Origin of the sequence: Pseudoalteromonas sp. bablab_jr010 (genome assembly GCF_016464105.1) — a bacterium.
Classification (GTDB): Bacteria; Pseudomonadota; Gammaproteobacteria; order Enterobacterales; family Alteromonadaceae; genus Pseudoalteromonas; species Pseudoalteromonas simplex.
On record NZ_JACDWV010000074.1, the window covers coordinates 16,270 to 39,309 of the forward strand.

Here is a 23,040-nt window from a genome sequence, read left to right on the forward strand (position 1 = left end):
CAAAAATATCGTTGATATCTTCAAGGCGTTTTTCTTTAATTGTTTGTTTAACAAAACCTATTACTCAAAAGCAATGTTCTTAGGCGGAATGCCAGGTGAAGAGCGTAATGCTAAATTAACTTTTAGCTACACACTTTAATTGTGAATCGATAGCAAAAAGCGCGGCTTAGTTAAGCCGCGCTTTTTTGTTTGGATTTTTGATATTAAACATAAGATGATAGATTATAAATGACAGATAATTTTGCAGGGATTTTGTGAATTTTAAGACAATTTTTCTAGTTACAACGCTAGTTTCATTTAAAGGAATCACAATGGAAAACACATACTTCACATGGGCGGCGTTTTCTAAAAATTATAACGATGAAATTAATAGTGCAGATTCTGTTTATTTCAGCATGGAGTCGAATGGCTTAACACCGTATTCAATGCTCGCTTTCGATTTTCATTTTCTTTCTGACAGTAAAGCCAAATTAAATAATTTGGCTTTACTTCTGAAAAATAGTTACGGATATGAAGTTTTAGAGCCAGTTAAGACCGAAAATGGTGTATGGGATTTATCAGGAAAAACGAGTCCCTTCCCTGTAACCGCAGATAACTTGGTGTATTGGACATTAGATATGTACAAAAGAGGATACGAGTTTGATGCAAAATTTGATGGGTTTGGAGCGCCATTCGATAAAAACAATCAATTTTTTCCGCCATTTGAGGCAACAACAGCAGACGAATTTTTTAACAAAGGTTTTGATTACTATAATCAAGGCAATCTTTCTGCTGCCATTGCGCAATGGACAAATACACTTAAAGTGAATAGCAAAGACGTAGACGCTCTTTATTCGAGAGCGATAGCAAAGAATGAATTATATGCTTCTAATGCTGCAATGATTGATTATGATAAAGCGATAGAGATTGCACCAAACTTTTCTAGCGCATTATTAAATAGAGGAGCGTTAAAAGATGACAACGGCGATCATCTGGGGGCAATTGCTGATTATGATACTGTAATTGAAATTATCCCGAAGGATGAAATTACATTGCAGCGCGCTTACGCTAATATGGCAAACTCTTTCAAAGCTTTAGGCGATTTAAAAGCCGCTTGTCAGAATTGGAAAAAAGCAAAAGAGCTTGGTGCAGATTACGTTAATGCACTACTAGCGGAATACTGCAAGAGTTAGATAGGCTATTACAGTCTGTACTGTAACTTCGATGAGAGTTGATAGGATAACAGCCAAACTTTAGCTATACATGTTATGAAATACCAAAAGGTCTGCCATTGAAATACTACAATTCGACAATTATAAAGACTGCAGCAAAAGCATCGTTCTTTTATATCTCTTGGCTAGTTGCATTAATCGGTATTCCAATAGTGTTTTTTAGGGATGGACTTGATCTCACTGAAAAAGCCTTATTATTCACAGGGTTTCTGTTATTTTTCTGGTTGATGTATTTGCTTTTATGTATTTTATTTCATCGATTTAGTATGCGAAATGAACAAAGTCGTATCAGCTATTTAGCTAAAGAGGATATTGAAAAGGGTAAAGAACTAGGTACATATTTGGATGGTTGGTAAGCATTCAAGTTTTATAAATTTGAGTATGTACAGTCTCATTTATAAATTAACCCGACAGGTTAGATAGTTTCTAACTGGTGTAGCATTTATATGCTTAAACGAGTATCGTCGAATTTAAAAAGAAATTCCTTTTCAATTTCAAGATTAGCACCCGCTTTAGCCAATTGTGATTGTTTAAAACAAAGAATGAGTAATATGAGCTTTTATTGGGTTATTAATTTTCGTCATTCAACTCAAAATCCAATCTGACTTGCATTTCCTTTTGAACAACTGGAACACCATTTACAACTTTAGGTTTGAATTTCCATTTCTCCAAGGCAATAACAGCTTCTTTATCAAAAACAATAGACGGATTTGACTCAAGAACTTTGATATTAATAGGATTTCCATTGCTATCAATATCGAACGAAAGCAAAACCCAGCCTTTTGGAACAGGTTCCACATCAGAAGAAGCACACCCCGATAAAGCATAGATAAGACAAATCAATATTAACTTTTTAATTTTGAACATCCTTTTGACAGTTAACGACCCATTTAGGTTGTAAGTAATACAACGGGATCTTACGCTCTAATAATTAAGCACATAATCAACGTTTGATAAATTGCTTATTAATCCCACCAAACTGCTACTGGGCGGGTTTCAGCGGGTATTTCATAAGCCTCGTAATCTTGATTAACAAAGCCCTCCCAAATTTCGTCGGGTTTTAAGTGTTCAGGGAACCATGAACCTACCTCAGATTCAGAAGCAGAGGTCATTATGTACACTGAATCCGAAAATGGCCAATCTGGATCATTAAAAGCAGACACTTGGATTCTAATATCCTTTCATCAGGTCGGTGGCTAATAGCCTTAAATACTTTGAAAAATTCATTGGGATGCGGAATATCAATTAAATTGCATCCTATGCTTCCTACTACATCGTTTCCATCGAAAAACTCATCAATTGAAAGTAATGGTATTGGTGTCTCCAGGTCATCTGGATGACCGTTGCGACATACTCTCTTAGTGATTCGTTCTAGTGCTTCCATGGATAGCTCTCTCCTAATTTATAATAAACTTATAGTTCGCTGACACTATTGAACACAGTGAAAACAGCCAACTATTAATTTACCCACTTTATTACCTTGTTATATACCTTTTACTTATGTGTCCTTATTTTAGGAAGTTGTATTTGTAATATCACAAATGCAGGAATCAACGGTAAAAATGCCAACCAAGATAATGGAGTAACTACCCAAAACCAGATAAACCAAGCTTCTGCGATAATTAAAAGAAGTAATTTACTAATGCGCTTGAAAAGCATGCAGTCACCGATAGCTAATAAAGGTAAACCAAAACATAACGAGCCAAATAAGACTATAAATGGGTGAGGAGTCTCAATTTGAATGTTCTTTATCACAGAAAAGTAAAATTCGTTGCCATAGCTAAATAACAATGGGCTCATTAGTAAAAGCACCCAAACTGCGCTCCAGTTAGTATTACGCTGATGCTTAGAGTGGATTTTATTTTTTTCTTGAAGCTTGCTCAATGCATCCATTTAGCTCAGGCTCTCTCTAGGTAGATAACGAAAAAATATGTGCTATTATACTTGGTTAAAATTAGTCACCAGAGCGCACGCCAAGGTTTTGACTCCAAACTAGCGGTAGCGAGTGCAATAATTTGTTTGTTATACTTTTGACTGAGCAAAAAACTGCCTCATCCCAGTGCTATAAAACACATAGTACGCCCAAAAAGCAATTAATGCCCCACCTATTACTACCCCAGTTAAAGAATAGAAAGACATGAAGGCAATAATAGATGCCCAGTATAAAAAAGTACCTACACGGCCAGCCCAGTGTTTATTCACTGAAGCGAAGCAAATTGAAATGATTAGTATGCAAAATAATAGGAAACCAGGTGCCATGCCTGTTAACCAAAATTCTTGGTAAGTAAGGCTGCGCCCATTCAACGAATACTCTCCGTTTGGCCAAGGCCAGAAAGCAAAAAGTACCATTAGTGAATATGTAATTGAGTTAAGCATATGCTGAAACTGGAATAACTTTGGCATCCCTTTCGTTTCTTTGAATACTCTAATGAATTTATTAAAAAATCATCTGTGATGCCTGTTCGACGTATAACAATTTTATATTGCGCGCTTCGCGCATCTTTCTGCAGATGTCACGCTCATGTATTAATAAATCTATTCTTAACAAATAACGTATGTATTACCAACTATAATTTTTTATTAATACTAGAGAGATTCAGAAAGATAAATTGCGCTCATCGCTTATTTTTTTGAATATGGAAGCACAACAAGAAAACTAATATATTTACACAGTCCCTCGTATTGGTAATAACATAAAAGTTATGTGGTATGTCAGATTTATGGAGTTTAGCCAATAGCATTAAATGCATAGCACTGAATCGGATCACTCAAAGCAGACCTATTGAGTAATTACGTTAACTCATCTAGGGTAATAACGGGTTACAACCCCCCTATTTTCTAGCATATGAAAAACTGTCAGATTCAATTGATTACTCAACAAACCTGACAGCATTAACTAACTCAGCTTAAAGCGTCATCACGATTCGGCCTGTGATATCGCCTTTTAACATGTCGTCAAATATATCGTTGATATCTTCGAGGCGTTTTTCTTCAATAATGGCTTTAACTTTACCTTTCGCTGCAAAGTCGAGGCATTCTTGTAAGTCTTTGCGCGTACCAACGATAGAGCCTACAACAGACACACCATTTAATACAGTATCGAAAATTGGCAATGGCATATCTTCGGGTGGTAAACCTACAAGCACGCATTTACCGCCACGGCGCACGCTTTTATAAGCTTGCTCAAAACCGGGTTTTGATACGGCCGTACACACAACGCCATGTGCCCCGCCTACTTGTTCAAAAATGGTTTCTGAAGGCACTTGCTTCATAAAATCTATGGTGATGTCTGCGCCAAGCTCTTTGGCTAGTGCCAACTTGCTCTCGCCGGTATCAACGGCAATCACATTAAAACCCATTGCTTTCGCGTATTGCACTGCTAAGTGCCCAAGGCCTCCAACACCAACAATTGCAACCCAGTCGCCCGCTTTGGCATCAGTCACTTTAAGCGCTTTATAGGTTGTAACCCCCGCACAAAATAGTGGTGCGGCTTCTGCAAAGCCTAATCCTTCAGGAATTTTAACCACGTAATCGCCATGGGCTACACAGTACTCGGCGTAACCACCATCGACTGAATAACCTGTGTTGTGCTGCTCAAGGCATAAAGTTTCTTTACCTTCTAAACAAAACTCACAATGACCACAGGCGCTATATAACCAAGGAACACCGACACGGTCGCCTACTGATAGGTGTTTAATGTTTGCGCCTACTTTTTCGATAGTACCTACCCCTTCATGGCCCGGTACTAATGGCATTTTCGGTTTTACTGGCCAATCTCCATGACAAGCATGTAAATCTGTGTGGCACACTCCACACGCGGCAATTTTAACTAGCACATCGTTAATTCCCACCTCTGGGCATGGGATATCTTCGATTGTTAATTTACCTTTGTACTCTTTATTTACTGCAGCTTTCATAACGTTCCTCCATGGTATTATTGGATTTCAGCCTATACGATAAACTTATTAACTGTCACTATTATTGATCCACATCAAATAGCTAATCACTGCGGCATTTAATTAAAATACACTTTAAACTCAATAACTTAAAAATAAACAATGGCGTATATACACTTTAGTAGTAGCAGATTGCATAGTGGCTATTTCTTTTAGTTATACCCCGAGAGTGCTAGCATTTAATTTCTGAAATTTTTGAATACTAAAAATTATGAGCCTATCTGAAAAAAACTTAGCTTTTGTTATGCACTGCGGTGAAATGGGTAGCCGTTGGGGCTTTAACCGCACCATTGGTCAAATGTGTGGATTATTAACCATTACTAAAGAGCCAATGACCGCCAATGAAATTGCCGATACCTTAAGTATCTCGCGCGGAAACGTAAGTATGGGTATTAAAGAGCTACAGTCTTGGCGCTTAATTAAAGTGCATCATATTCCGGGTGACCGTAAAGAATACTACGGCCCTGCTGGCAGCATTTGGGATATGGCCAACCGCGTATTCGAAGAGCGTAAAAAGCGCGAGATAGACCCTACCCTTAGCCTGCTTCGCGATAACATTTTAGAAGAAGCCCACAATGATGATGAACGCTTTGCTCAGCAGCAAATGCAAGAAATTCATGACCTGCTCGAAACTGTAACTAAATGGTCTGCAGAGCTACAACGCTTAAGCCCTGAACAACTTCAAAGCCTAATGAAACTAGGCTCTGGCATTGGTAAAGTGCTTGATTTTAAAGATAAGATTTTGAAAAAACCAGGGAAAGGGGATTAAGTTAGCGAGTTGCTAGGGGAAAGTTTGTAGGAGGCGTTTCAACGCCGAATATTTGAGGTTCACGGTTGAAGCCGTTCCTACGGGACTCACCGTAGGCGTGAAACTTGTTTCGCGCGCTCTCTTGTAGGCCGTGCTTTAGCGCGTTTTGAACGGGTAATCATAACTACACTTGCCTTTGCTATACTAATGACTAAGCGTTTATTTACGTTCTGACTTAAATGGATATTAAGCTATGTATAAACAGACAGAAATAAATTACTCGTTAATTATTATTTTATTAGTGATTAGTACCTTTATAATTTTTTCGCCTGAACTGGCTGACCTCAAAATAATTATATTATCGATAAACCTGCTTGTTACTTTGTTGTTCTTTTCACTAACAATAGTAATCGATGAGCAAAAGCTTCGTTGGTATTTTGGATTTGGGGTTATTCGCAAAGATGTTGAATTATCACAAATTGCAGAGACATCAGCATTCAAAACAAAGTGGTATCAAGGAATTGGCATTCGTATGCTAAGTGATGGTTGGTTATACAATGCGTCAGTTGGACAAGCGGTTAAAATAACTTTAGCTGACGGAAAAAACATATACCTTGGCTGTAAAAACGTTGATGCACTGCAACAAGTACTCAATGTAAAGGTTTAAAATTGTATCGAGGGGAAAGTTACAAGAGCAAAGTTAGCAAGTATAGTTTAATAAATTTATATTTTTCCTCTTAAGCGCAGCGCCTCTTGGCCTCTTTGTGAGTAATTCACTTAGAGATCTTTTGCAGTAGTAATATTTAACATAAAAAGCGCGAGATAAACTCGCGCTTTCTGCAAATCCCCTAGTACCTAGTGCCTAGCAACTAGTTACCTAGTTACCTAGGCTCTAGTATCTAATTACTTAATCGCTGGGTAACCGATGCGATCTGATAAGTAACCAACACTGGTTGCAAAGTAATACGAACGATTCCAGTGCATAAGTGCTTTGTAATTATCGTAGGCTAGATACATACGGCCGTTTACGTCATCTGGCATTACCATTGCGGCGGTAACATCAACGTTTGGTAAGTCGCTACCATCCATTTTACGAACACCGATTGCTTGCCAATCAGCAAGGCTACGCTCTGAATCTTTCCAATACTCTAACCATTGGCTGCGTGTTCTAGTGCCACGCTTAAGAATATTTGCGTTATCAAAGCCTGCTGGTAGTTTAACTTGGCGACCCCAGGTTAAATCATCGTTCCACCCTGCTTGTTTGAGGTAATTTGCAATTGAAGCGAATGCGTCTTCTTCTGTGGTCCAAATGTCTTTGCGGCCATCACCATTGTAATCAACAGCGTAGGCGTTAAATGAGGTTGGCATAAACTGAGTTTGCCCCATTGCACCAGCCCATGAGCCTTTGAACTTATCTAGGGTAATGTGACCCTCTTTTAAGATATCAAGCGCTGCCCAAAGTTGGTTTTTATACATGGTTTCGCGGCGACCATCAAAAGCAAGTGTAACTAATGATGCAATGACACTGTGACCACCTTGGATTTTACCAAAGTTACTTTCAAGGCCCCAAAGTGCAACAATAAAGCGTGCTTGAACGCCGTATTCTTTAGCGACTTTTTCAAGAACGTCTTGATTTTCTTTGTATAGCTTACGCGCGCGGTCAATTTTCCATTGCGGCACACGTTTTGGTAAATAAGTTTCGAGGGTTTCTTTTACTTCAGGCTGATTTTTATCAGCTGAGATCACTTTCTTTTTGAATTTAGCTGTTGCAAGTGCTTGGTCAACTAAGGCTTCATCATAGCCTTTTTCAAGTGCTTCTTTTTTTAATGCTGCAACGTAAACGTCAAAATCAGCTTGTGTCTTTTGTTCTGCCAATACTGAAGTACTTAGTGAAGCACTGAGTAAAATGACGGCAAGTTTTTTAATCACTCTCAACTCCCTTGTCTTTTTTAAATTGGGTTAACAGATTTTCTTCCGGCGGAGGTAATTGCAAGTAGAACCCTTGGTCAATTAACGCTTGCTTAACCGCGTCTAAGTCTGCCACACCTAACTTTTCGCGGCTTGCTAGATTAATCATCATCACGTACTTAGGTTGACCAAACGTTTCTAGTAATGGTTCAGGTACGCGTGAAAAATCATCTCTTTTTTCTACAAAAAGGTATGTATCCGCTTTTTTAATACTTTTATACACCGCAGTTAGCATTATGGCCCTATAATATCTTGCTTAACGAAGGCGCACACTATAACATGAGTGATATAATAAGTTAGAAAAAATAGATTAGATTTTTAATGTATATGCCTTGTTCAGCCTGTGTTTATACTTAAATAATGCTAATCCAGACAATTCAATTGAGCGTGTATGTCGGAACAAATTTTTGAATTAAAAGGGAACCTTTTTACGTTATCTGTTTTACATTTATTTTCAGCAGATACAGCCCTTTTAAGTAAGCAGTTAGATGAGAAAATCGCCCAAGCACCTAAGTTTTTTGCCGGTGCGCCTATCGTAATCAACTTAAGCGACGTACAAGATGAAGCGCTTGATTTCTCTTTCTTAAAATCAATGTTAAGCGGCCTTTCGTTAAACCCTGTTGGGGTTTGTAACGGCTCTCAAGAGCAAAACGAAAGCGCAAAAGCTGCGGGCCTGTCGGTGTTAAATTATTCACAAGACGTTAAGGGTGCAACCGCTAAACAACAAACAAATACATCTATCGTTGAAAAAACCGTTCACCTGCCTGCGCAAGTCATTCATGGCACTGTTCGTTCGGGCCAGCAAGTGTATGCAAAAGACCGCGACCTAATCGTAATTGGTGCTGTAAGTCATGGCGCCGAAGTGATTAGCGATGGCAACGTGCACATTTATGGCACCCTTCGCGGCCGTGCAATTGCAGGGGCTAAAGGTTACAACGAAGCAAATATATTTTGCCAAAAATTAGAAGCAGAACTTGTTTCGATTAATGGTAGTTATTGGATCAGCGACTCTCTACAAGGTGAACACTGGGGCAGCGCAGTACAAATCCAACAAAAAAATGATTCATTAGAAATTTCAGCTTTGGTTAAAGGATAAATCTCATGGCAAAAGTGATTGTCGTTACTTCTGGTAAAGGTGGTGTTGGTAAAACCACATCGAGTGCTGCGATTGGCACAGGTTTAGCGCTTAAAGGCTTTAAAACCGTTATTATCGACTTTGATATTGGTCTACGTAATCTTGACCTTATCATGGGTTGTGAACGCCGTGTTGTTTATGATTTCGTAAACGTAATCAATGGCGAAGCTAACCTAAATCAAGCACTTATTAAAGATAAGCGCGTTGATAAGCTACATATTTTACCTGCCTCACAAACCCGTGATAAAGACGCCCTAACCCGTGACGGTGTTGAGCGCGTACTAAACGAGCTGAAAAAAGATTTTGATTACATTGTGTGTGATTCTCCAGCGGGTATCGAAGCTGGTGCAATGATGGCAATGTACTTCGCTGATGAAGCGATTGTAACAACGAACCCAGAAGTATCATCAGTACGTGACTCTGACCGTATTCTTGGCATTTTACACAGCAAATCAAAACGTGCTGAAGAAGGCCTTGAAAGCGTAAAAGAACATCTACTATTAACTCGCTATAATCCTGAGCGTGTTGAAAAAGGCGAAATGCTTTCGGTAGAAGACGTACAAGAAATCTTAGCGATTAAACTACTGGGCGTTATTCCTGAATCACAAGCTGTACTTAGTGCATCAAACTCTGGTCAACCGGTTATCCTTGATGGTGAATCGGATGCAGGCCAAGCGTACACAGATGCAATCAATCGTTTATTAGGCGAAACTGTTGATTTTCGTTTCTTAGACGTAGAGAAAAAAGGCTTATTTAAACGGATTTTTGGAGGTTAATGTGTCTTTACTTGACTACTTCCGCTCAGAAAAGAAAAGCAGTGCGTCATTAGCAAAAGAGCGATTGCAGATCATTGTCGCGCACGAACGTTCACAGCGTGGTACACCAGATTACTTACCACAGCTAAAACAAGACATCCTTGATGTTATTCGTAAATACGTGAATGTAAACACTGATGCAGTTCAGGTGCAGTTTGACCAAAACGAAGATGACTTAGCCGTACTTGAGCTAAACGTCACCTTACCTGACGAAGAAAAGAAATAGTCAAAATTGGGCGCTTAGTTTTTTAACAGCGCCCTTTTTTTATTTCTGCCACTGCATATGAAACTCATAGTCCTCTTCGCCTAGAGTTTTAAACCCTGCCCGTTGATATAGCCCATACGCTGGATTCGCTTTTAGCACCGTTAAATTAATCTCTGCTGTTTGTGCTTTGAGTGCATCTAACACCTTAGTGCCTAACCCTTTGCCCTGCTCTTTAGGTGCAATTTGAAGCTGTAATAAACTGATTGCTTGGTCACTCACAATGAATTTGGCTGCGCCTACACATTGCCCATCATTTAACACTAAATGACTGTGCTCAAAATGCTCTGCCACTCTTGCTTGATGTTGCTCAAGTGATAAAAATAACCCCTGATTTTCTAAGTGCTCAACCATGGTATTTAATCTTAAGTCGAGTAAATAGGCTTTGTCTTGCTCTGTAGCTGTTACAAATTCAATCATTATTGTCTTAAAAAAGAAAAAGGTACTTTAATAAAAGTACCTTTTTAGGTTGCAACAAACAACATGCCTATGGTTAAAAGTTATAATTTGCGCCTAAGTAAAAACGGCGGCCCGAATATTGGTTATAGGTAAAGCGATTGCTTTGTTTCCAGTATCCTTCTTCTATTTCTTCAGTTAGGTTCACCACTGAGGCGGTAAACGAAAGATCCTCTGTTAGGTTATATGAGGCATTTACATCTAGCTGACCATAGTCTTTGGTATACAAGTTGTAGCCTTGGTGAATACCATTGGCACGGTCATCTTTCCAGTTGTAAGACGCACGAACACTAAAGTCGTCATTCTCAAAATACACCGACACATTATATTGGTGCTTAGCCGTGCCTGGTATTTCGGCCTCTGTTTTTTGTCCGTCTGTCGAGACTTCGCTGGTACTGGTATCTGTGTAGGTATAGTTAGTTAAAATACCAAAACCATTATCAAACGAGTGCTGGAAGAACAGCTCTAAGCCTTCTGATTTTGCATCACCCCCGCCCACTTTGGTGTTCATTTCGACCTCAATTGGGCCGTTACAACAATCGTGTTCACGCTCTACAATTTCTACTGTCGAGATTGGTAAGTTAGAAATATCTTTAGAGAATAATGTCGCACCCACTGCAGAACCATCGCCGTAATACCATTCAATACCTAAATCGAATTGGTCAGATAACATAGGTTCAAGGCCTGTGTTTACCGAGGTACCATTACCACGGCCTGTCCATGAATCTGGCGAGTTAATATTAACTGGAGGACCGTAAGACTCTGCTTGGCTTAAGTCTGAATAGCTCACTCTTGCCATGGTGCGTGCTGCGGCAAAGCGCACCACAAGATCTTCGGTTGCATCCCATGCAAGGTTAAAGCTTGGTAGTACTTCACTGCCATCGCTGCTGCGCTCGTTTGGATCCGTGTCGTCATCGTCTTGACCAATGACATCATCGTAGGTCAAGGTGCTTAGCTCTGTATTTACATAGCGCACACCGACATTACCGCGGAAATCTTGCCATTCAAAATCAGCTTGTGTGTAAACAGACCAAATTTTCTCTTCAAGGGCGTACGTGCCCGAAAGTGTTGGCACCACTGTCTGGCTAAAGTTTTCTTTTAAGTAATCATCCAGCGCTCTAAAATCAAACGCTAAAAAGTTAAATGCGCCAGTATCACCTGCACTGTTATCAACCACATGGTCGCTTACCAATGTTGGCGCATCTGGGTGAAAATCTGGATTATGGAACCACTCAGTGCCTGGCAAGTAACCGCGGTAACCGCCGTTATCAGAGATGCCGTCATCCCAACGAAAGTCGTTACGAATACCTTTAATTTCGTGGTCGCGGTATTTACCACCCACATAAACACGAGTGAAAAAACTGCCATCAAGGTCAAATTTTACATCTGTTTGAATGTAATCTTCTGAGTCTTCATTTTCAGATGAGTAAGAGTCAAACCAATCATAATACTGGTATGCTTCTTTATCGGTGGCTAAATCAGTCGACACTTTGTAGCTTGGTTTACCGTTTTCAATTGACCATAACCAGCTGTTTACTGAGCCTAAACGCGCATCAATATTGGCGTAGGTTTCTTTTGAGGTGCCGCCTTCAGCTTCAGTATGACCAAGTTTTACTGTAATGCTGTAAGTATCGCCATAATAAGTACCTTCAAAATCATAGGTGTTTGATTTTGACTCGCCAAAACGCTCACGCCCTGTTAACTGCGGTGATAACAAGCCACGGCGAACAGCCACACCACCATTTACATCGGCATCACCCCAATTATTATCATTAAGTAACCCATTATCGCCATTACCGTAGGCAACCACGGTATCGCCATCAAGCACAATGCCGTAATACGGGTTGTGGTTATCGTTCCACTCGGCAAAAGTAATACTTTGCCCAGTTTGGTCGTAGCCTAACTTAGCACCAAAATAGTTAAAGTTTAAATCAAGTCTATTACTCGGTGCCCACTGAACAGCCACTTGATAACCATCGCGTGTACGGTCTTGGTTTGAATTATTAACACTCATCGCACGAGGTGCCCATACATTGTTGTACACTTCGCCAGTGGCTTGGTCTACCAGCGCTGGGCGCTCTGCCCCTTCAACGGTATCTGAGTGAAAACGCCAGTGTGATGCGTTGTTAGTGATGGTTGTTACGGTGCGGTCTTGACGAGTAAAACCGGCCAGTACACCAAAGTTTTCGTCGTCATTTTTCCATGAATACAGCACGTTGACTTGCGGCTTAGTGTCTTCAGACACATCATCGTAAGTCACCTCGGCACTTAACGCCCCTGAATTTGCTTCCATCTCAAGCGGTTTTCGGGTGTGTAAAATAACCGTACCACCAATACCGCCTTCATCGATGCGTGCTTCTGCACTTTTGTACACTTCTACACTTTTGATCATGCTTGAAGGCAATAACGTGTAATTAAAACTACGGGTAGGAGTACCAGAACCTGATGAAGCAATATAGTTACCGTTTAATTGGGTGAGAGTCCAATCCGGTGACGTACCACGAATACTCACGCGGCTACCTTCGCCACCGTCGCGGTCAATCAAAACGCCCGATACACGTTGCAATGAATCAGCGACGTTTTTATCAGGAAACTTACCAATATCCTCCGCGGTGATTGCATCAACTGTAGCCGTTGAAAGTCGTTTCATTGCTAAGTTTTCTGCAGTTGAAGAACGAATACCTCGTACTTCAATCACTTCTACATCTTCATTTACTTGCTCTGCAGCGTAACTTGAATTAATTGCCGCCAGTAGCGAAATTAAAATTGCATTACGCTTAAAATGCCTTCCTTGCCCTTTTGTTTTTATTACAGTTTGCTTGCCCATGCCTATCTCCAGTTGTGTGTTCTGTTTTGTTTAAGAGCCTTTAATACCAACCCGCAATAATACTTAGTCATTTTGAGGGATTAAACCTGTCGCTAACTGCGTTAAAAATTTCTGATTTAGAACAACTAAATAACGAAATTTTTGCCTTGTTATCAACAAGGTTTTCTTGCCTCAAAATAGACCATTTAATTAAGCGAATTGGTATAACCTCCCAAAAAACGATTTATTGTTGTCGGTTTTTAAACTGATTATCGGTAGTTAACAGCTTGTTAAACTCAAACTCAGAATAGGGTGAGCGGTCAAAAAGTGATAATAAAAATTCGGTGAGAGATATGACAAAATCGGCGTTTGGAATATTTTATATTCATTTTTATAATTTCTGCTTTATAGTTAGGCCTGTCGTTGCAGAGCTAGTTCACTCATCAACACAGACTTAGTTAAAATAGTAACCAATTGATAGTAAACACCAAATTATTTTTCATTACAATTTTAAGTTTACGTTAAATTAATTAACTAATGAGTAGGTGTAATAGATATGGTAAAAACACGCCCATGAACAATGGTAAATTTCTTGAAGTATGCCTAAACGAAGGGTGCTTAAAGCAGCTTGTTAACAACATTTCAATGGCCAGTAACTTAGGCGCAAAACGCTTTGAGTTATGCAGTAATTTACACCTAGGTGGCTTAACACCAAGTGTTAATGCGATTGACTGTGCTGTTAAAAACCTGACTAATAGTGCAGAGTTAGTGGTGATGATACGCCCCGAAGCAGGCAACTTTTTCGTTAGTGCTGAGTGTCACCAAGTTATGCAAAAACAAATAACAATGGCAGCGAACGCGGGAGCTCATGGCGTAGTATTTGGTGCAGTTAAAAACGGTGGACTTGATTTAAAAGTGACCCGCTCTTTAGTTGCCACAGCCAAACAGCATGGCCTAATGGTGACCTTTCACCGTGCATTCGATACCCTTACAAACCCGTTAAGCGCACTTGAGAAACTGATTAGCTTAAAGGTTGACCGCATCTTAACAGCGGGCACGCCATGGCAAAGCGATCAAACTGCATTTGATGGTCTAAATCAGCTCAACACATACTTAGCACACAGCGCTAATCAGATAGAAATTGTTATGGGGGGTGGCGTTACTTTAGAAAACGCGGCAACACTTTGGCAATTAATAAAAAACCATTCAGCAAAGGCGGCTGTGCATGTACACTCATGCGTGCACAACGAAAATGGTGCAATTAATGCTGAGGCTATCAATAAGCTACTTTCAAAGGATTAAGCATGGCAACGTATTTTTTAGGTATTGATGGCGGTGGCAGTAAGTGTAAAGTTCGTTTAGAAAACGAAAACGGCTCATTGCTGAGTGAAGCCATAAGTGGTTCAGCAAATGTGGCCACCAGCTGTCAACAAAGCCAAGAGTCAATACTTCACGCTACTGAACTTGCATTTCTTGAGGCTGGGCTTGCCTTAAGCGAGCTGAAAAACACTTATGTGCATGCAGGGCTTGCCGGAGCTAATATCGACTCTGCCTATCAAGCTATGACCAAGTGGCAGCACCCTTTTGCCAAGTTTACCCTATCAACAGATATGCTGATTGCCTGTAAAGGCGCGCATCAACACCATGATGGCGCAGTGATTATTCTGGGCACGGGCTTTTGTGCGGGTTACCAGCAGCAAAACCAATTTAGCGAATTAGGTGGCTATGGTTTATTACTGAGCGATGGTGCCAGTGGGGGTTGGTTAGGCTTACAACTTTGCCGTAAAGCATTTGCAGTACTTGATGGTGTTGCGCAAAGTTCTGCCGCAATAAATACCCTACTCACCCAGCTTAACTGCGACTCAAGCCAAGCGTTAAGTCAGCGTTTAATATCAGCGCGCCCTGCAAAGCTTGCCAAATTTGCGCCACTCGTTTTTAGCCATTCTGACGATGCTTTTTGTCAGCAATTAATCAATGAAGCGTGCGCATACATTAGCCGCTATATCGCTTACTTTGAAAAACAAGGTATTGAAAAAGTCACCTTGATGGGCGGCATTGCCAGTGCCATCACGCCTTACTTAACTGATGCCAGTAAAGCGCATTTAACTCCCGCCCTTGCCAGTGCAGAGCAAGGGGCTATTTTAATGGCGAGAGAGGCAATTTAATCGCCTAATTGCGAGCGCATTTGTGAGGGAATTTCACCAAACAAACGCCGAAATTGTTTGCTGAAGTAACTTGGCTCAGAAAACCCACACTGGTAGGCCACTTGTGAAATAGGCAGTTGCGTTTCAATCAGTAGCTTGCGGGCATTTTCGAGACGCACTTCGTTAATAAATTGATTAGGTGTTTTTGCTAAATGCTTTTTAAAGCGGCGCTCTAAAGCACTTACCGACAAATGTGCAAGCTCTGCTAATTCATCAATGCTGATCTGACGATGATAATGCTCGCGAATAAATTTTACCGGCTCTTCAATTGCCCTTACATGAGAAAGCGCTTTTGAGGTTTTTTGTAGATGTCGGGTTACTCCGTAAGTGCCAATCACATGGCCATCGTGATCTTTTAAAGCATGCTTTGATGTAGAAAACCAACCAAGCTCACCTTGCTGGGTTTGGTTAAGCTCTAAACGGTCAGTCACTATGTAGCCTTCCATCACCCGTTTATCGTCATTGACGTACTGAAACGCAAGGTGCTTTGGTGAAAAATCGAAGTCTGTTTTTAGCAATATTTGCTCCAGTGTTTTATAACCCTGATGCTCAATAAAATGCTGATTACAATGCAAGATTCTACTATCTGTGTCTTTTACCCAAAAGAGGATATCTGGCAGTAAATCAAATGCAGCAATTAGCTGATTTACGCCAGCTTTTTTTATTATTTCTTGAATATCCATCGCTTAATTTTGTCTCAATAAAGAACAGCTCTATATATTTTAAACGCCGATTTTGTTGCATTGTCAACCGAATTTTTATTAGCGCTTATTGGCTAAGCTTTCCTATTATCAATAACATGACATTAACAGTAGCAGACGCTATTTAAATTTAGGAGCGCTTAAGATGAGCAAAGCTAAGATCCGCATGGCAATGGTAGGCGGTGGCGATGGTGCCTTCATTGGCGCTATTCATCGAATTGCAGCGCGATTAGACGGAATGATAGAGCTTGTTGCAGGCGCATTCAGTTCAGACGCAAAAAAATGTAAAGCAACTGGCGAACTACTTGGGCTTGATAGCAGCCGTTGCTACGACAGTTACCAAACGCTTTTTGCCGAAGAAGCAAAGTTACCTGCTGATGAGCGTATTGATTTTGTGGCTATTGTTACGCCAAACCATTTGCATTTTCCGGTCGCGCAAATGGCGCTTGAACATGGTTTTCATGTGCTCTCAGATAAACCTGCAACGCTTACTCTCGCAGAAGCAGAGCAATTACAAAGCATTATTACAAAACAGCAAGTTTTATATGGGTTGACTCACACTTACACCGGTTACCCTATGGTCAAAGAAGCCAAGCATCGCGTAAAAGCAGGCGAGCTCGGCAGCATACGTAAAGTCATTGTTGAGTACACTCAAGGCTGGTTAGCACACAGCGAAGACGAAGGTTCAAAACAAGCGAGCTGGCGTTTAGACACCAGTAAGTCTGGCATTAGTTGTTGCATGGGCGACATTGGCGTGCATGCAGCTAACTTAGCCGAGTATGTTTCTGATCTCGAAATCACCGAGCTTTGCGCCGATTTAAATCATGTGGTTGAAGGCCGAGCCCTTGATGATGATGGCACTGTTCTTCTTAGATTCAATAATGGTTGTAAAGGCGTTTTACTGGCAAGCCAAATTGCTATTGGCGATGAAAACAACTTACGCCTGCGTGTTTATGGCGATAAAGCCAGTCTTGAGTGGTCGCAACTTGAGCCTAATAGCTTATGGCTACGAGGCCACAATCAAGCCGCCACATTACTTAGAGCGGGCGTGGGTGAATTACACCCTGACACGCAAAATGCCCTGCGCACCCCTGCCGGTCACCCAGAGGGCTATCTTGAAGCCTTTGCCAATATTTACCGCAATTTTGCAGCGCAGATCCATGCATTTAAGCAAGGCGATAACGCAACAAATTCAGCATTTGATGTGCCTGGCATCAATGAGGCTGTGCGTGGTATGGCGTTTATTGAGCATGTTGTTGCTTCATCGAAGCAAGATACTAAATGGCACAAATTACAGATTGGATAAAAAAGAATGAATAAAATCAAAGGGCCAGCAATATTTTTGGCGCAGTTTATTTCAGATCAAGCCCCCTTTAATAGCTTTCAAGGTTTATGTGAGTGGGCAAGCGGTTTAGGTTACAAAGCGATTCAAGTGCCAACCTCAAATCCGACTATTTTCGATTTAGAAAAAGCAGCTCAAAGCCAGCATTACTGCGATGAAGTCACTGGTATTGCCACAGAGTATGGACTTACAATTTCAGAGCTATCAACACATTTGCAAGGCCAGTTAATTGCTGTGCACCCTGCCTACGATGAAATGTTCGATAACTTTGCCGCAGAGCATGTAAAAGGTAACCCTGCAGCGCGAACAAAGTGGGCAACAGAGCAACTGATGATGGCTGCTAAAGCAAGTAAAAACCTTGGCTTAACAACCCATGCGACATTCTCGGGTTCTTTTTTATGGCATACCTTTTACCCGTGGCCACAGCGTCCACAAGGACTTGTTGAACAAGGTTTTAGTGAACTTGCTAAGCGTTGGTTACCTATTTTAGATTGCTTTGACGAGCATGGCGTGGACGTGTGTTATGAATTGCATCCGGGTGAAGACCTACATGATGGTGTGACATTTGAGCGCTTTTTAGCAGCAACCAATAATCACCCACGCGTTAATATTCTTTATGATCCGAGCCATTTTGTATTGCAACAGCTCGACTATTTAGCGTTTATCGATATTTATCATTCGCGCATTAAGGCGTTTCATGTCAAAGATGCCGAATTTATCGCAAATGGCCGCTCAGGTGTTTATGGCGGATTTCAAAACTGGCAAGACCGCCCGGGGCGTTTTCGTTCTTTAGGTGATGGCCAAGTAGATTTTAAGCAAATCTTCAGCAAGTTAACTCAATATGGTTTTGATGGTTGGGCTGTACTTGAATGGGAATGTTGCTTAAAGCACCCAGAAGATGGGGCAAGAGAAGGCGTTGAGTTTATTAAAGCACATTTAATAAACCCAACAGACAAAGCCTTTGACGATTTTGCCAGTGGGGCAACAAACACTGAGCGGAATAATCGAATTTTAGGTTTATAAAACCGACAACAATAGAACACAGGACACACAATATGGACAACAATAATTATAACCGCATTGTCTTTCGGCTTTGCTGTATAGCACTGATTGTGACCTCTATGACCTTTGCCATTCGTGCTGGTATTTTAGGGCAACTTGGCAGTGAATTTGGCCTCACCGACACCGAATTAGGTTGGGTTAATGCTATGGCATTTTTAGGCTTTCCGGTCGCGACTATGGTCGGCGGTATTATTTATAATGCCATTGGCGCGAAGAAATTAGTGGCGTTAGCGTTTATCTGTCATTTACTTGGCCTTGTTTTGACAATAACAGCTGATGGTTTTTGGGGCTTACTGATTTCTACCTTTTTAATTGGTTTTGCCAACGGCGCTGTTGAAGCTGGCTGTAACCCGCTGATTGCAGAAATGTACCCTAAAAACACCACCACTATGCTAAACCGTTTTCATGTTTGGTTCCCAGGTGGCATTGTGATTGGCGCACTTGCGTCGAACTTTATGTCGGGAGCGGGTTTAAACTGGCAATGGCAAGTAGCGTTAATTTTAGTTCCTACGGTTATCTATGGCGCTATGCTGATCAAAGCACAATTCCCACGCTTTGATACACGCTCTCACTCTACCAGCAGCAATATTCGCCACTTATTTACGCCGTTATACATCTTTTTAATTGCTTGTATGACGTTTACCGCAACCACTGAATTTGGCACACAACAATGGATTGAGCGTATTTTAGGTTCATCGGGTGCCTCTCCTATGGTGGTATTAGCCTTGATCACTGGCCTAATGGCGGTTGGTCGCTTCTTTGCAGGCCCTATAGTGCATAAGCTCAACCCTACCGGTGTATTACTTGGCTCTGCCATTTGTGCAAGCTTAGGTATCTTTATGATGAGCCAAGCCGAGGGCAGCATGATTTATTTAGCAGCGATATTATTTGCTCTTGGGGTTACCTACTTTTGGCCGACCATGCTTGGCTGCGTTGCTGAATACATTCCAAAGTCAGGGGCGCTGGGTATGTCGTTAATGGGCGGTGCAGGCATGTTTGCTATGAGCATCTGGAACCCTGTAATTGGTAGCTGGATAGATACGGCACGCTCATCGGCACAGGCAAGTGGCGCAAGCGCTGAACAAATTGAAATTTTAGCCGGACAGGCTGTATTACAAAACCTACTGATCTTCCCAATTATTTTAATCGTCGCATTCATTGGGTTGCATTTGGTAATTAATAACAACAAACGCACCGAAAAATGTGCGTCTTAAGCAAGTAAATCGTCGAGGAACACACAATGTTTAAATCTCTTAAAGCACTGACTTTAATGCTCACCGTTAGTAGCTGTGCACTCGCTAATGCGGCTGACAATCAGCTTACACAACAAGAAAAGCAAGCTGGCTGGCAGTTGTTGTTTGACGGCAAAGATATGTCGCAATGGCGTAATTTTAAAAGCGAATCTTTAAATCCTGCATGGGTCGTTGAAGATGGAGCTATGACATTAACCAAAGGTGGTGGCGACCTGCTTACTAAAAAGCAGTACCAAAACTTTGAATTACAGATCGATTGGAAAATCTCTACCAAAGGCAATAGCGGTATTTTTGTATTAGCAGATGAAACCGGACAGATGATTTACTCTCATGCGCCTGAAATTCAAATTATCGATAACGAAGAACACCCAGATACCGAAATTGACTCGCACTTAGCAGGGTCAATTTACGATTTATTTGCAGCCCCAGTTGCGGCTCACAAACCAGCAAATAGCTGGAACCATGTACGCATTAAAATGCAAGACAACCACTTACAAGTTTGGCAAAACGGTATTAGCACCACCAGCATTGTGATTGGCAGTACAACATGGAATACCCTTGTTAAAGGCAGTAAGTTTGCAACCTGGAAAAACTTTGCAAAGGCTGAACAAGGTCATATCGGGCTTCAAGACCATGGTGACAAAGTGTGGTTTAAAAATATAAAAATCAAGGAGCTATAAGATGTCTGATTTTAAACATAAGGTATTAGTTGTTGGCTCAGGTGCTGGCGGTGCAATGGCCGCTTATACGCTAACCAAACTTGGCCACAAAGTGTTATTACTTGAAGCGGGCCGTAATTATGACCCGAAAACAGAAAGCCCGATGTTTCGTCGTAACAGTGAGGCTCCACTTATGGGGGCTGGTAACAAAGACAAAAACTTTGGCTTTTACGATGCAACCGTTGATGGCGGCTGGCAAGTGCCTGATGAGCCATACACCAGCGCCAAAGGAAGCGACTTTTATTGGTGGCGCGCACGTATGTTAGGTGGTCGAACAAATCACTGGGGCCGCTATTCATTACGCTTTAGTGAGCACGATTTTAAAGGCAAAAGCCGAGATGGTCACGGTGCCGACTGGCCATTTGAGTACGCTGATTTAGCACCTTGGTACGATAAAACTGAAGAACTTGTGGGTGTATGTGGCACCAATACAGGCCATGAAGATATGCCAGATTCGTCACCGGGTATTTTACAGCCGCCACCAAAGCCGCGTGTTCCTGAGCTTTTAATTGCCGCTTCGGCAAAGAAAATGGGCATTCAAGCAGTGCCTATGCATCGCGCGGTATTAACTCGCCCTAAAGATGATCGCATGGCGTGTTTTTATGCAACACCTTGTGGCTCTGGTTGTTCAATTGGTGCTGCTTTTCAAACTACGACATCGCTATTACCTATGGCAAAAGCCACTGGTAACTTAAAAGTCATTACCGATGCCATGGTTAAATCAGTCAAAGTTGATGAGCAAGGTAAAGTCACTGGCGTCACCTATGTTGATAAACACACTGTAACCGAACATGCTATTGATGCCGATGTGGTTATCTTAGCCGCCAGCGCCTGTGAATCAGCGCGTATTTTATTAAATTCAAAGAATAAAAAGCACCCTAAAGGCCTTGCTAACTCAAGTGGCCAAGTAGGTCGAAACTTAATGGATTCGACGGGTGCATGGTTAGGTGCGCAAATTCCGGCACTTAAAGGTCGCCCACGTTATAACGAAGATGGACATACCGCTAATCACTTATTTATTCCTTGGTGGGGTCATCAAGCACAAGCTAACAATGAATTAGATTTCCCACGTGGTTATCACTTTGAAATTGGCAGTGGCTTTGGCCAGCCGGGTTCGGGTGTGTCAGGTGATAAACAAGGCTATGGCCCAGCTCTTAAACAGCAAATTCGTGATGCATATGGCTCTTACGTTGGTTTTGCTCTGCGTGGCGAGATGTTACCGAACAAAGATACCTACATGGAAATTGACGAAAACGTTAAAGATAAATGGGGCATTCCGGTATCAAAGTTCCACTTTAAGTGGTCTGACAGAGAATTAAAGCAAATTGAGCATGGTTTAAAAACCGCTAAGCAAATCTTAGAAAATATGGGCGCAACCGTGGGTGAACTCCCGCCTGCTGAAAAAGCAATTTCAAAAGGTGGCGAAATCATTCACGAAGTGGGCACCACACGCATGGGTAGCTCAAAGAAAGACTCGGTCACCAATCAATGGGGGCAAACATGGGATTGTAATAACCTATTTGTAATGGATGCAGGTGTATTTGCTTCTAACCCTCATAAAAACTGTACGCTCACCATCATGACGCTGGCAATGCGTAATTCAACTTGGCTTGCTCAACAAATTGATAACGGGGTACTTTAATAATGCATCATCGTAACGAACACGACACATATAACTATGTTTCTAATATGAGCCGCCGTGAGTCTTTAAAATGGCTTGGGTTATTGGCTGCTGGCTCTGCGGTTAGTTTAACTGCAGGTTGCACAAAAGCACTTGAAGATGACGTTGCTGTCTCTGCAAAAGAGCATTGGCCTGATTTAGATATCAAGCCTGTAACCGCTAAAGGCTATGGTCAAGATCCTAATTTGGTTATGCCACCAGAATCACCTTGGCCACTGACCTTAACAGCAGACGAACTCACGTTAGTAGCGGTTTTAGCTGATTACATTGTGCCGCGCGAAGGTGCTATTCCTTCAGCCAGTGAGCTACAAGTACCGGCTGTTATTAATGAGTGGGTGAGCGCGCCTTATGAAGGTCAACAACGCGATAGAATTAAAATTTTAAATTCATTAGCGTGGCTTAACGATGAAGCACAGCTTCGTTTTAAAAAGCAATTTGTTGCACTTAACGAAAAGCAACACCGCGCGATTTTAGATGATATTACGTTTTTAAACGAGCAAACACCTCTACAATTTCAGCGTATTGGTAAAGCTTTTTTACGCTTTAAAGAGTTAGTGCTTGCTGCCTTTTTCTGTACACCTGAAGGCTGTAAAGACATAGGTTACCTTGGTAATGTGCCTATTGCAGGCAATTACCCTGGCCCTTCTGATGAAGCAAAAGCCCATTTAGATCAGGTTTTAGCTGAGCTTGGTTTAAGCGAGTACGCCTATATCGATTAACT

General features: G+C 41.4%; 24 protein-coding genes. 15 read left to right on the forward strand and 9 right to left on the reverse strand.

The features are described 5' to 3' along the window. Positions 1-311: 311 nt before the first annotated feature. Together JIG37_RS06375 and JIG37_RS06380 are read left to right on the forward strand one after the other, a co-directional pair. On the forward strand, positions 312-1,172 hold the full coding sequence (locus JIG37_RS06375; protein WP_199528975.1) for a ribonuclease E inhibitor RraB: 861 nt from the start codon (positions 312-314) through the stop codon (positions 1,170-1,172). 98 nt (positions 1,173-1,270) lie between these two features. Continuing rightward, complete coding sequence (locus JIG37_RS06380) at positions 1,271-1,567, forward strand: hypothetical protein (protein WP_199528976.1); 297 nt, start codon at positions 1,271-1,273, stop codon at positions 1,565-1,567. Between the two features lie 214 nt (positions 1,568-1,781). Here JIG37_RS06380 and JIG37_RS06385 read toward each other — a convergent pair whose 3' ends face one another. The 4 genes from JIG37_RS06385 to adhP all read right to left on the reverse strand — a co-directional run bounded on the left by JIG37_RS06385 (position 1,782) and on the right by adhP (position 5,128). Further along, positions 1,782-2,078: an energy transducer TonB gene (locus JIG37_RS06385; protein ID WP_206769716.1), complete on the reverse strand. Its 297-nt coding sequence runs from the start codon at positions 2,076-2,078 to the stop codon at positions 1,782-1,784. A gap of 98 nt (positions 2,079-2,176) precedes the next feature. After that, on the reverse strand, positions 2,177-2,374 hold the full coding sequence (locus JIG37_RS06390) for a hypothetical protein (protein WP_199528977.1): 198 nt from the start codon (positions 2,372-2,374) through the stop codon (positions 2,177-2,179). 331 nt (positions 2,375-2,705) lie between these two features. Next, positions 2,706-3,104, reverse strand: coding sequence for a hypothetical protein (locus JIG37_RS06395; RefSeq protein ID WP_199528978.1), 399 nt, complete (start codon positions 3,102-3,104; stop codon positions 2,706-2,708). 1,013 nt (positions 3,105-4,117) lie between these two features. Further along, positions 4,118-5,128: an alcohol dehydrogenase AdhP gene (adhP, locus tag JIG37_RS06400; protein WP_054563854.1), complete on the reverse strand. Its 1,011-nt coding sequence runs from the start codon at positions 5,126-5,128 to the stop codon at positions 4,118-4,120. 250 nt (positions 5,129-5,378) lie between these two features. On the opposite strand from adhP, the gene JIG37_RS06405 reads away from it, so the two are divergent. Then, on the forward strand, positions 5,379-5,936 hold the full coding sequence (locus tag JIG37_RS06405) for a MarR family transcriptional regulator (RefSeq protein WP_187490940.1): 558 nt from the start codon (positions 5,379-5,381) through the stop codon (positions 5,934-5,936). Between the two features lie 232 nt (positions 5,937-6,168). Further along, positions 6,169-6,582 (forward strand): hypothetical protein, encoded by a 414-nt coding sequence (locus JIG37_RS06410; protein ID WP_199528979.1) that lies wholly within the window; start codon positions 6,169-6,171, stop codon positions 6,580-6,582. Between the two features lie 236 nt (positions 6,583-6,818). On the opposite strand, the gene JIG37_RS06415 is transcribed toward JIG37_RS06410, so the two are convergent. Together JIG37_RS06415 and JIG37_RS06420 are read right to left on the reverse strand one after the other, a co-directional pair. After that, on the reverse strand, positions 6,819-7,844 hold the full coding sequence (locus tag JIG37_RS06415) for a lytic murein transglycosylase (RefSeq protein ID WP_199528980.1): 1,026 nt from the start codon (positions 7,842-7,844) through the stop codon (positions 6,819-6,821). Beyond that, entirely contained in the window at positions 7,837-8,118 is a 282-nt protein-coding gene (locus JIG37_RS06420; RefSeq protein WP_054552050.1) for a YcgL domain-containing protein, read from the reverse strand. Before JIG37_RS06420 ends, JIG37_RS06415 begins: the two co-directional genes overlap by 8 nt. Before the next feature lie 156 nt (positions 8,119-8,274). Here JIG37_RS06420 and minC point away from each other — a divergent pair, with 156 nt between their 5' ends. The 3 genes from minC to minE are packed head-to-tail and all read left to right on the forward strand — an operon-like array spanning position 8,275 to position 10,059. Beyond that, on the forward strand, positions 8,275-8,979 hold the full coding sequence (minC, locus tag JIG37_RS06425) for a septum site-determining protein MinC (RefSeq protein ID WP_054552049.1): 705 nt from the start codon (positions 8,275-8,277) through the stop codon (positions 8,977-8,979). 5 nt (positions 8,980-8,984) lie between these two features. After that, entirely contained in the window at positions 8,985-9,794 is an 810-nt protein-coding gene (minD, locus tag JIG37_RS06430) for a septum site-determining protein MinD (protein WP_054552048.1), read from the forward strand. Position 9,795: 1 nt separating this feature from the next. Next, complete coding sequence (minE, locus tag JIG37_RS06435) at positions 9,796-10,059, forward strand: cell division topological specificity factor MinE (RefSeq protein ID WP_054552047.1); 264 nt, start codon at positions 9,796-9,798, stop codon at positions 10,057-10,059. 39 nt (positions 10,060-10,098) lie between these two features. On the opposite strand, the gene JIG37_RS06440 is transcribed toward minE, so the two are convergent. Together JIG37_RS06440 and JIG37_RS06445 are read right to left on the reverse strand one after the other, a co-directional pair. Further along, positions 10,099-10,515, reverse strand: a complete 417-nt coding sequence (locus tag JIG37_RS06440; RefSeq protein ID WP_199528981.1) for a GNAT family N-acetyltransferase — start codon at positions 10,513-10,515, stop codon at positions 10,099-10,101. Positions 10,516-10,588: 73 nt separating this feature from the next. Beyond that, the gene (locus tag JIG37_RS06445; RefSeq protein ID WP_199528982.1) at positions 10,589-13,378 is read right to left on the reverse strand and encodes a TonB-dependent receptor; all 2,790 of its coding nucleotides are present in this window, start codon (positions 13,376-13,378) and stop codon (positions 10,589-10,591) included. Positions 13,379-13,930: 552 nt separating this feature from the next. Between JIG37_RS06445 and JIG37_RS06450 the strand changes: the two genes are divergently transcribed. Both JIG37_RS06450 and JIG37_RS06455 read left to right on the forward strand, forming a co-directional pair. Next, positions 13,931-14,659, forward strand: a complete 729-nt coding sequence (locus tag JIG37_RS06450; protein WP_199528983.1) for a copper homeostasis protein CutC — start codon at positions 13,931-13,933, stop codon at positions 14,657-14,659. Between the two features lie 2 nt (positions 14,660-14,661). Continuing rightward, entirely contained in the window at positions 14,662-15,522 is an 861-nt protein-coding gene (locus JIG37_RS06455) for a BadF/BadG/BcrA/BcrD ATPase family protein (RefSeq protein ID WP_199528984.1), read from the forward strand. Here JIG37_RS06455 and JIG37_RS06460 read toward each other — a convergent pair. Continuing rightward, positions 15,519-16,244, reverse strand: coding sequence for an AraC family transcriptional regulator (locus JIG37_RS06460; RefSeq protein ID WP_199528985.1), 726 nt, complete (start codon positions 16,242-16,244; stop codon positions 15,519-15,521). The two genes, JIG37_RS06455 and JIG37_RS06460, sit on opposite strands and share 4 nt — an antisense overlap. Positions 16,245-16,407: 163 nt before the next feature. On the opposite strand from JIG37_RS06460, the gene JIG37_RS06465 reads away from it, so the two are divergent. The 6 genes from JIG37_RS06465 to JIG37_RS06490 are packed head-to-tail and all read left to right on the forward strand — an operon-like array spanning position 16,408 to position 23,038. Then, positions 16,408-17,568, forward strand: coding sequence for a Gfo/Idh/MocA family oxidoreductase (locus JIG37_RS06465; RefSeq protein ID WP_199528986.1), 1,161 nt, complete (start codon positions 16,408-16,410; stop codon positions 17,566-17,568). Between the two features lie 6 nt (positions 17,569-17,574). Next, positions 17,575-18,627 (forward strand): sugar phosphate isomerase/epimerase, encoded by a 1,053-nt coding sequence (locus JIG37_RS06470; RefSeq protein ID WP_199528987.1) that lies wholly within the window; start codon positions 17,575-17,577, stop codon positions 18,625-18,627. 32 nt (positions 18,628-18,659) lie between these two features. Continuing rightward, positions 18,660-19,880, forward strand: a complete 1,221-nt coding sequence (locus tag JIG37_RS06475; RefSeq protein ID WP_187491022.1) for an MFS transporter — start codon at positions 18,660-18,662, stop codon at positions 19,878-19,880. A 26-nt stretch (positions 19,881-19,906) separates the two neighbouring features. After that, positions 19,907-20,599, forward strand: a complete 693-nt coding sequence (locus JIG37_RS06480) for a DUF1080 domain-containing protein (protein ID WP_199528988.1) — start codon at positions 19,907-19,909, stop codon at positions 20,597-20,599. Between the two features lies 1 nt (position 20,600). Continuing rightward, positions 20,601-22,280, forward strand: coding sequence for a GMC family oxidoreductase (locus JIG37_RS06485; RefSeq protein ID WP_054552037.1), 1,680 nt, complete (start codon positions 20,601-20,603; stop codon positions 22,278-22,280). 2 nt (positions 22,281-22,282) lie between these two features. Next, complete coding sequence (locus tag JIG37_RS06490; protein ID WP_199528989.1) at positions 22,283-23,038, forward strand: gluconate 2-dehydrogenase subunit 3 family protein; 756 nt, start codon at positions 22,283-22,285, stop codon at positions 23,036-23,038. Positions 23,039-23,040: the final 2 nt, after the last annotated feature.

Excerpts from the sequence above, each read along its gene's own strand:
- JIG37_RS06375 (WP_199528975.1), top strand. The coding sequence starts at position 312 with ATGGAAAACACATACTTCACATGGGCGGCGTTTTCTAAAAATTATAAC.
- JIG37_RS06385 (WP_206769716.1), bottom strand. The coding sequence starts at position 2,078 with ATGTTCAAAATTAAAAAGTTAATATTGATTTGTCTTATCTATGCTTTA.
- JIG37_RS06395 (WP_199528978.1), bottom strand. The coding sequence starts at position 3,104 with ATGGATGCATTGAGCAAGCTTCAAGAAAAAAATAAAATCCACTCTAAG.
- adhP (WP_054563854.1), bottom strand. The coding sequence starts at position 5,128 with ATGAAAGCTGCAGTAAATAAAGAGTACAAAGGTAAATTAACAATCGAA.
- JIG37_RS06405 (WP_187490940.1), top strand. The coding sequence starts at position 5,379 with ATGAGCCTATCTGAAAAAAACTTAGCTTTTGTTATGCACTGCGGTGAA.
- JIG37_RS06410 (WP_199528979.1), top strand. The coding sequence starts at position 6,169 with ATGTATAAACAGACAGAAATAAATTACTCGTTAATTATTATTTTATTA.
- JIG37_RS06420 (WP_054552050.1), bottom strand. The coding sequence starts at position 8,118 with ATGCTAACTGCGGTGTATAAAAGTATTAAAAAAGCGGATACATACCTT.
- minC (WP_054552049.1), top strand. The coding sequence starts at position 8,275 with ATGTCGGAACAAATTTTTGAATTAAAAGGGAACCTTTTTACGTTATCT.
- minD (WP_054552048.1), top strand. The coding sequence starts at position 8,985 with ATGGCAAAAGTGATTGTCGTTACTTCTGGTAAAGGTGGTGTTGGTAAA.
- JIG37_RS06440 (WP_199528981.1), bottom strand. The coding sequence starts at position 10,515 with ATGATTGAATTTGTAACAGCTACAGAGCAAGACAAAGCCTATTTACTC.
- JIG37_RS06445 (WP_199528982.1), bottom strand. The coding sequence starts at position 13,378 with ATGGGCAAGCAAACTGTAATAAAAACAAAAGGGCAAGGAAGGCATTTT.
- JIG37_RS06450 (WP_199528983.1), top strand. The coding sequence starts at position 13,931 with ATGAACAATGGTAAATTTCTTGAAGTATGCCTAAACGAAGGGTGCTTA.
- JIG37_RS06455 (WP_199528984.1), top strand. The coding sequence starts at position 14,662 with ATGGCAACGTATTTTTTAGGTATTGATGGCGGTGGCAGTAAGTGTAAA.
- JIG37_RS06460 (WP_199528985.1), bottom strand. The coding sequence starts at position 16,244 with ATGGATATTCAAGAAATAATAAAAAAAGCTGGCGTAAATCAGCTAATT.
- JIG37_RS06465 (WP_199528986.1), top strand. The coding sequence starts at position 16,408 with ATGAGCAAAGCTAAGATCCGCATGGCAATGGTAGGCGGTGGCGATGGT.
- JIG37_RS06470 (WP_199528987.1), top strand. The coding sequence starts at position 17,575 with ATGAATAAAATCAAAGGGCCAGCAATATTTTTGGCGCAGTTTATTTCA.
- JIG37_RS06475 (WP_187491022.1), top strand. The coding sequence starts at position 18,660 with ATGGACAACAATAATTATAACCGCATTGTCTTTCGGCTTTGCTGTATA.
- JIG37_RS06480 (WP_199528988.1), top strand. The coding sequence starts at position 19,907 with ATGTTTAAATCTCTTAAAGCACTGACTTTAATGCTCACCGTTAGTAGC.
- JIG37_RS06485 (WP_054552037.1), top strand. The coding sequence starts at position 20,601 with ATGTCTGATTTTAAACATAAGGTATTAGTTGTTGGCTCAGGTGCTGGC.
- JIG37_RS06490 (WP_199528989.1), top strand. The coding sequence starts at position 22,283 with ATGCATCATCGTAACGAACACGACACATATAACTATGTTTCTAATATG.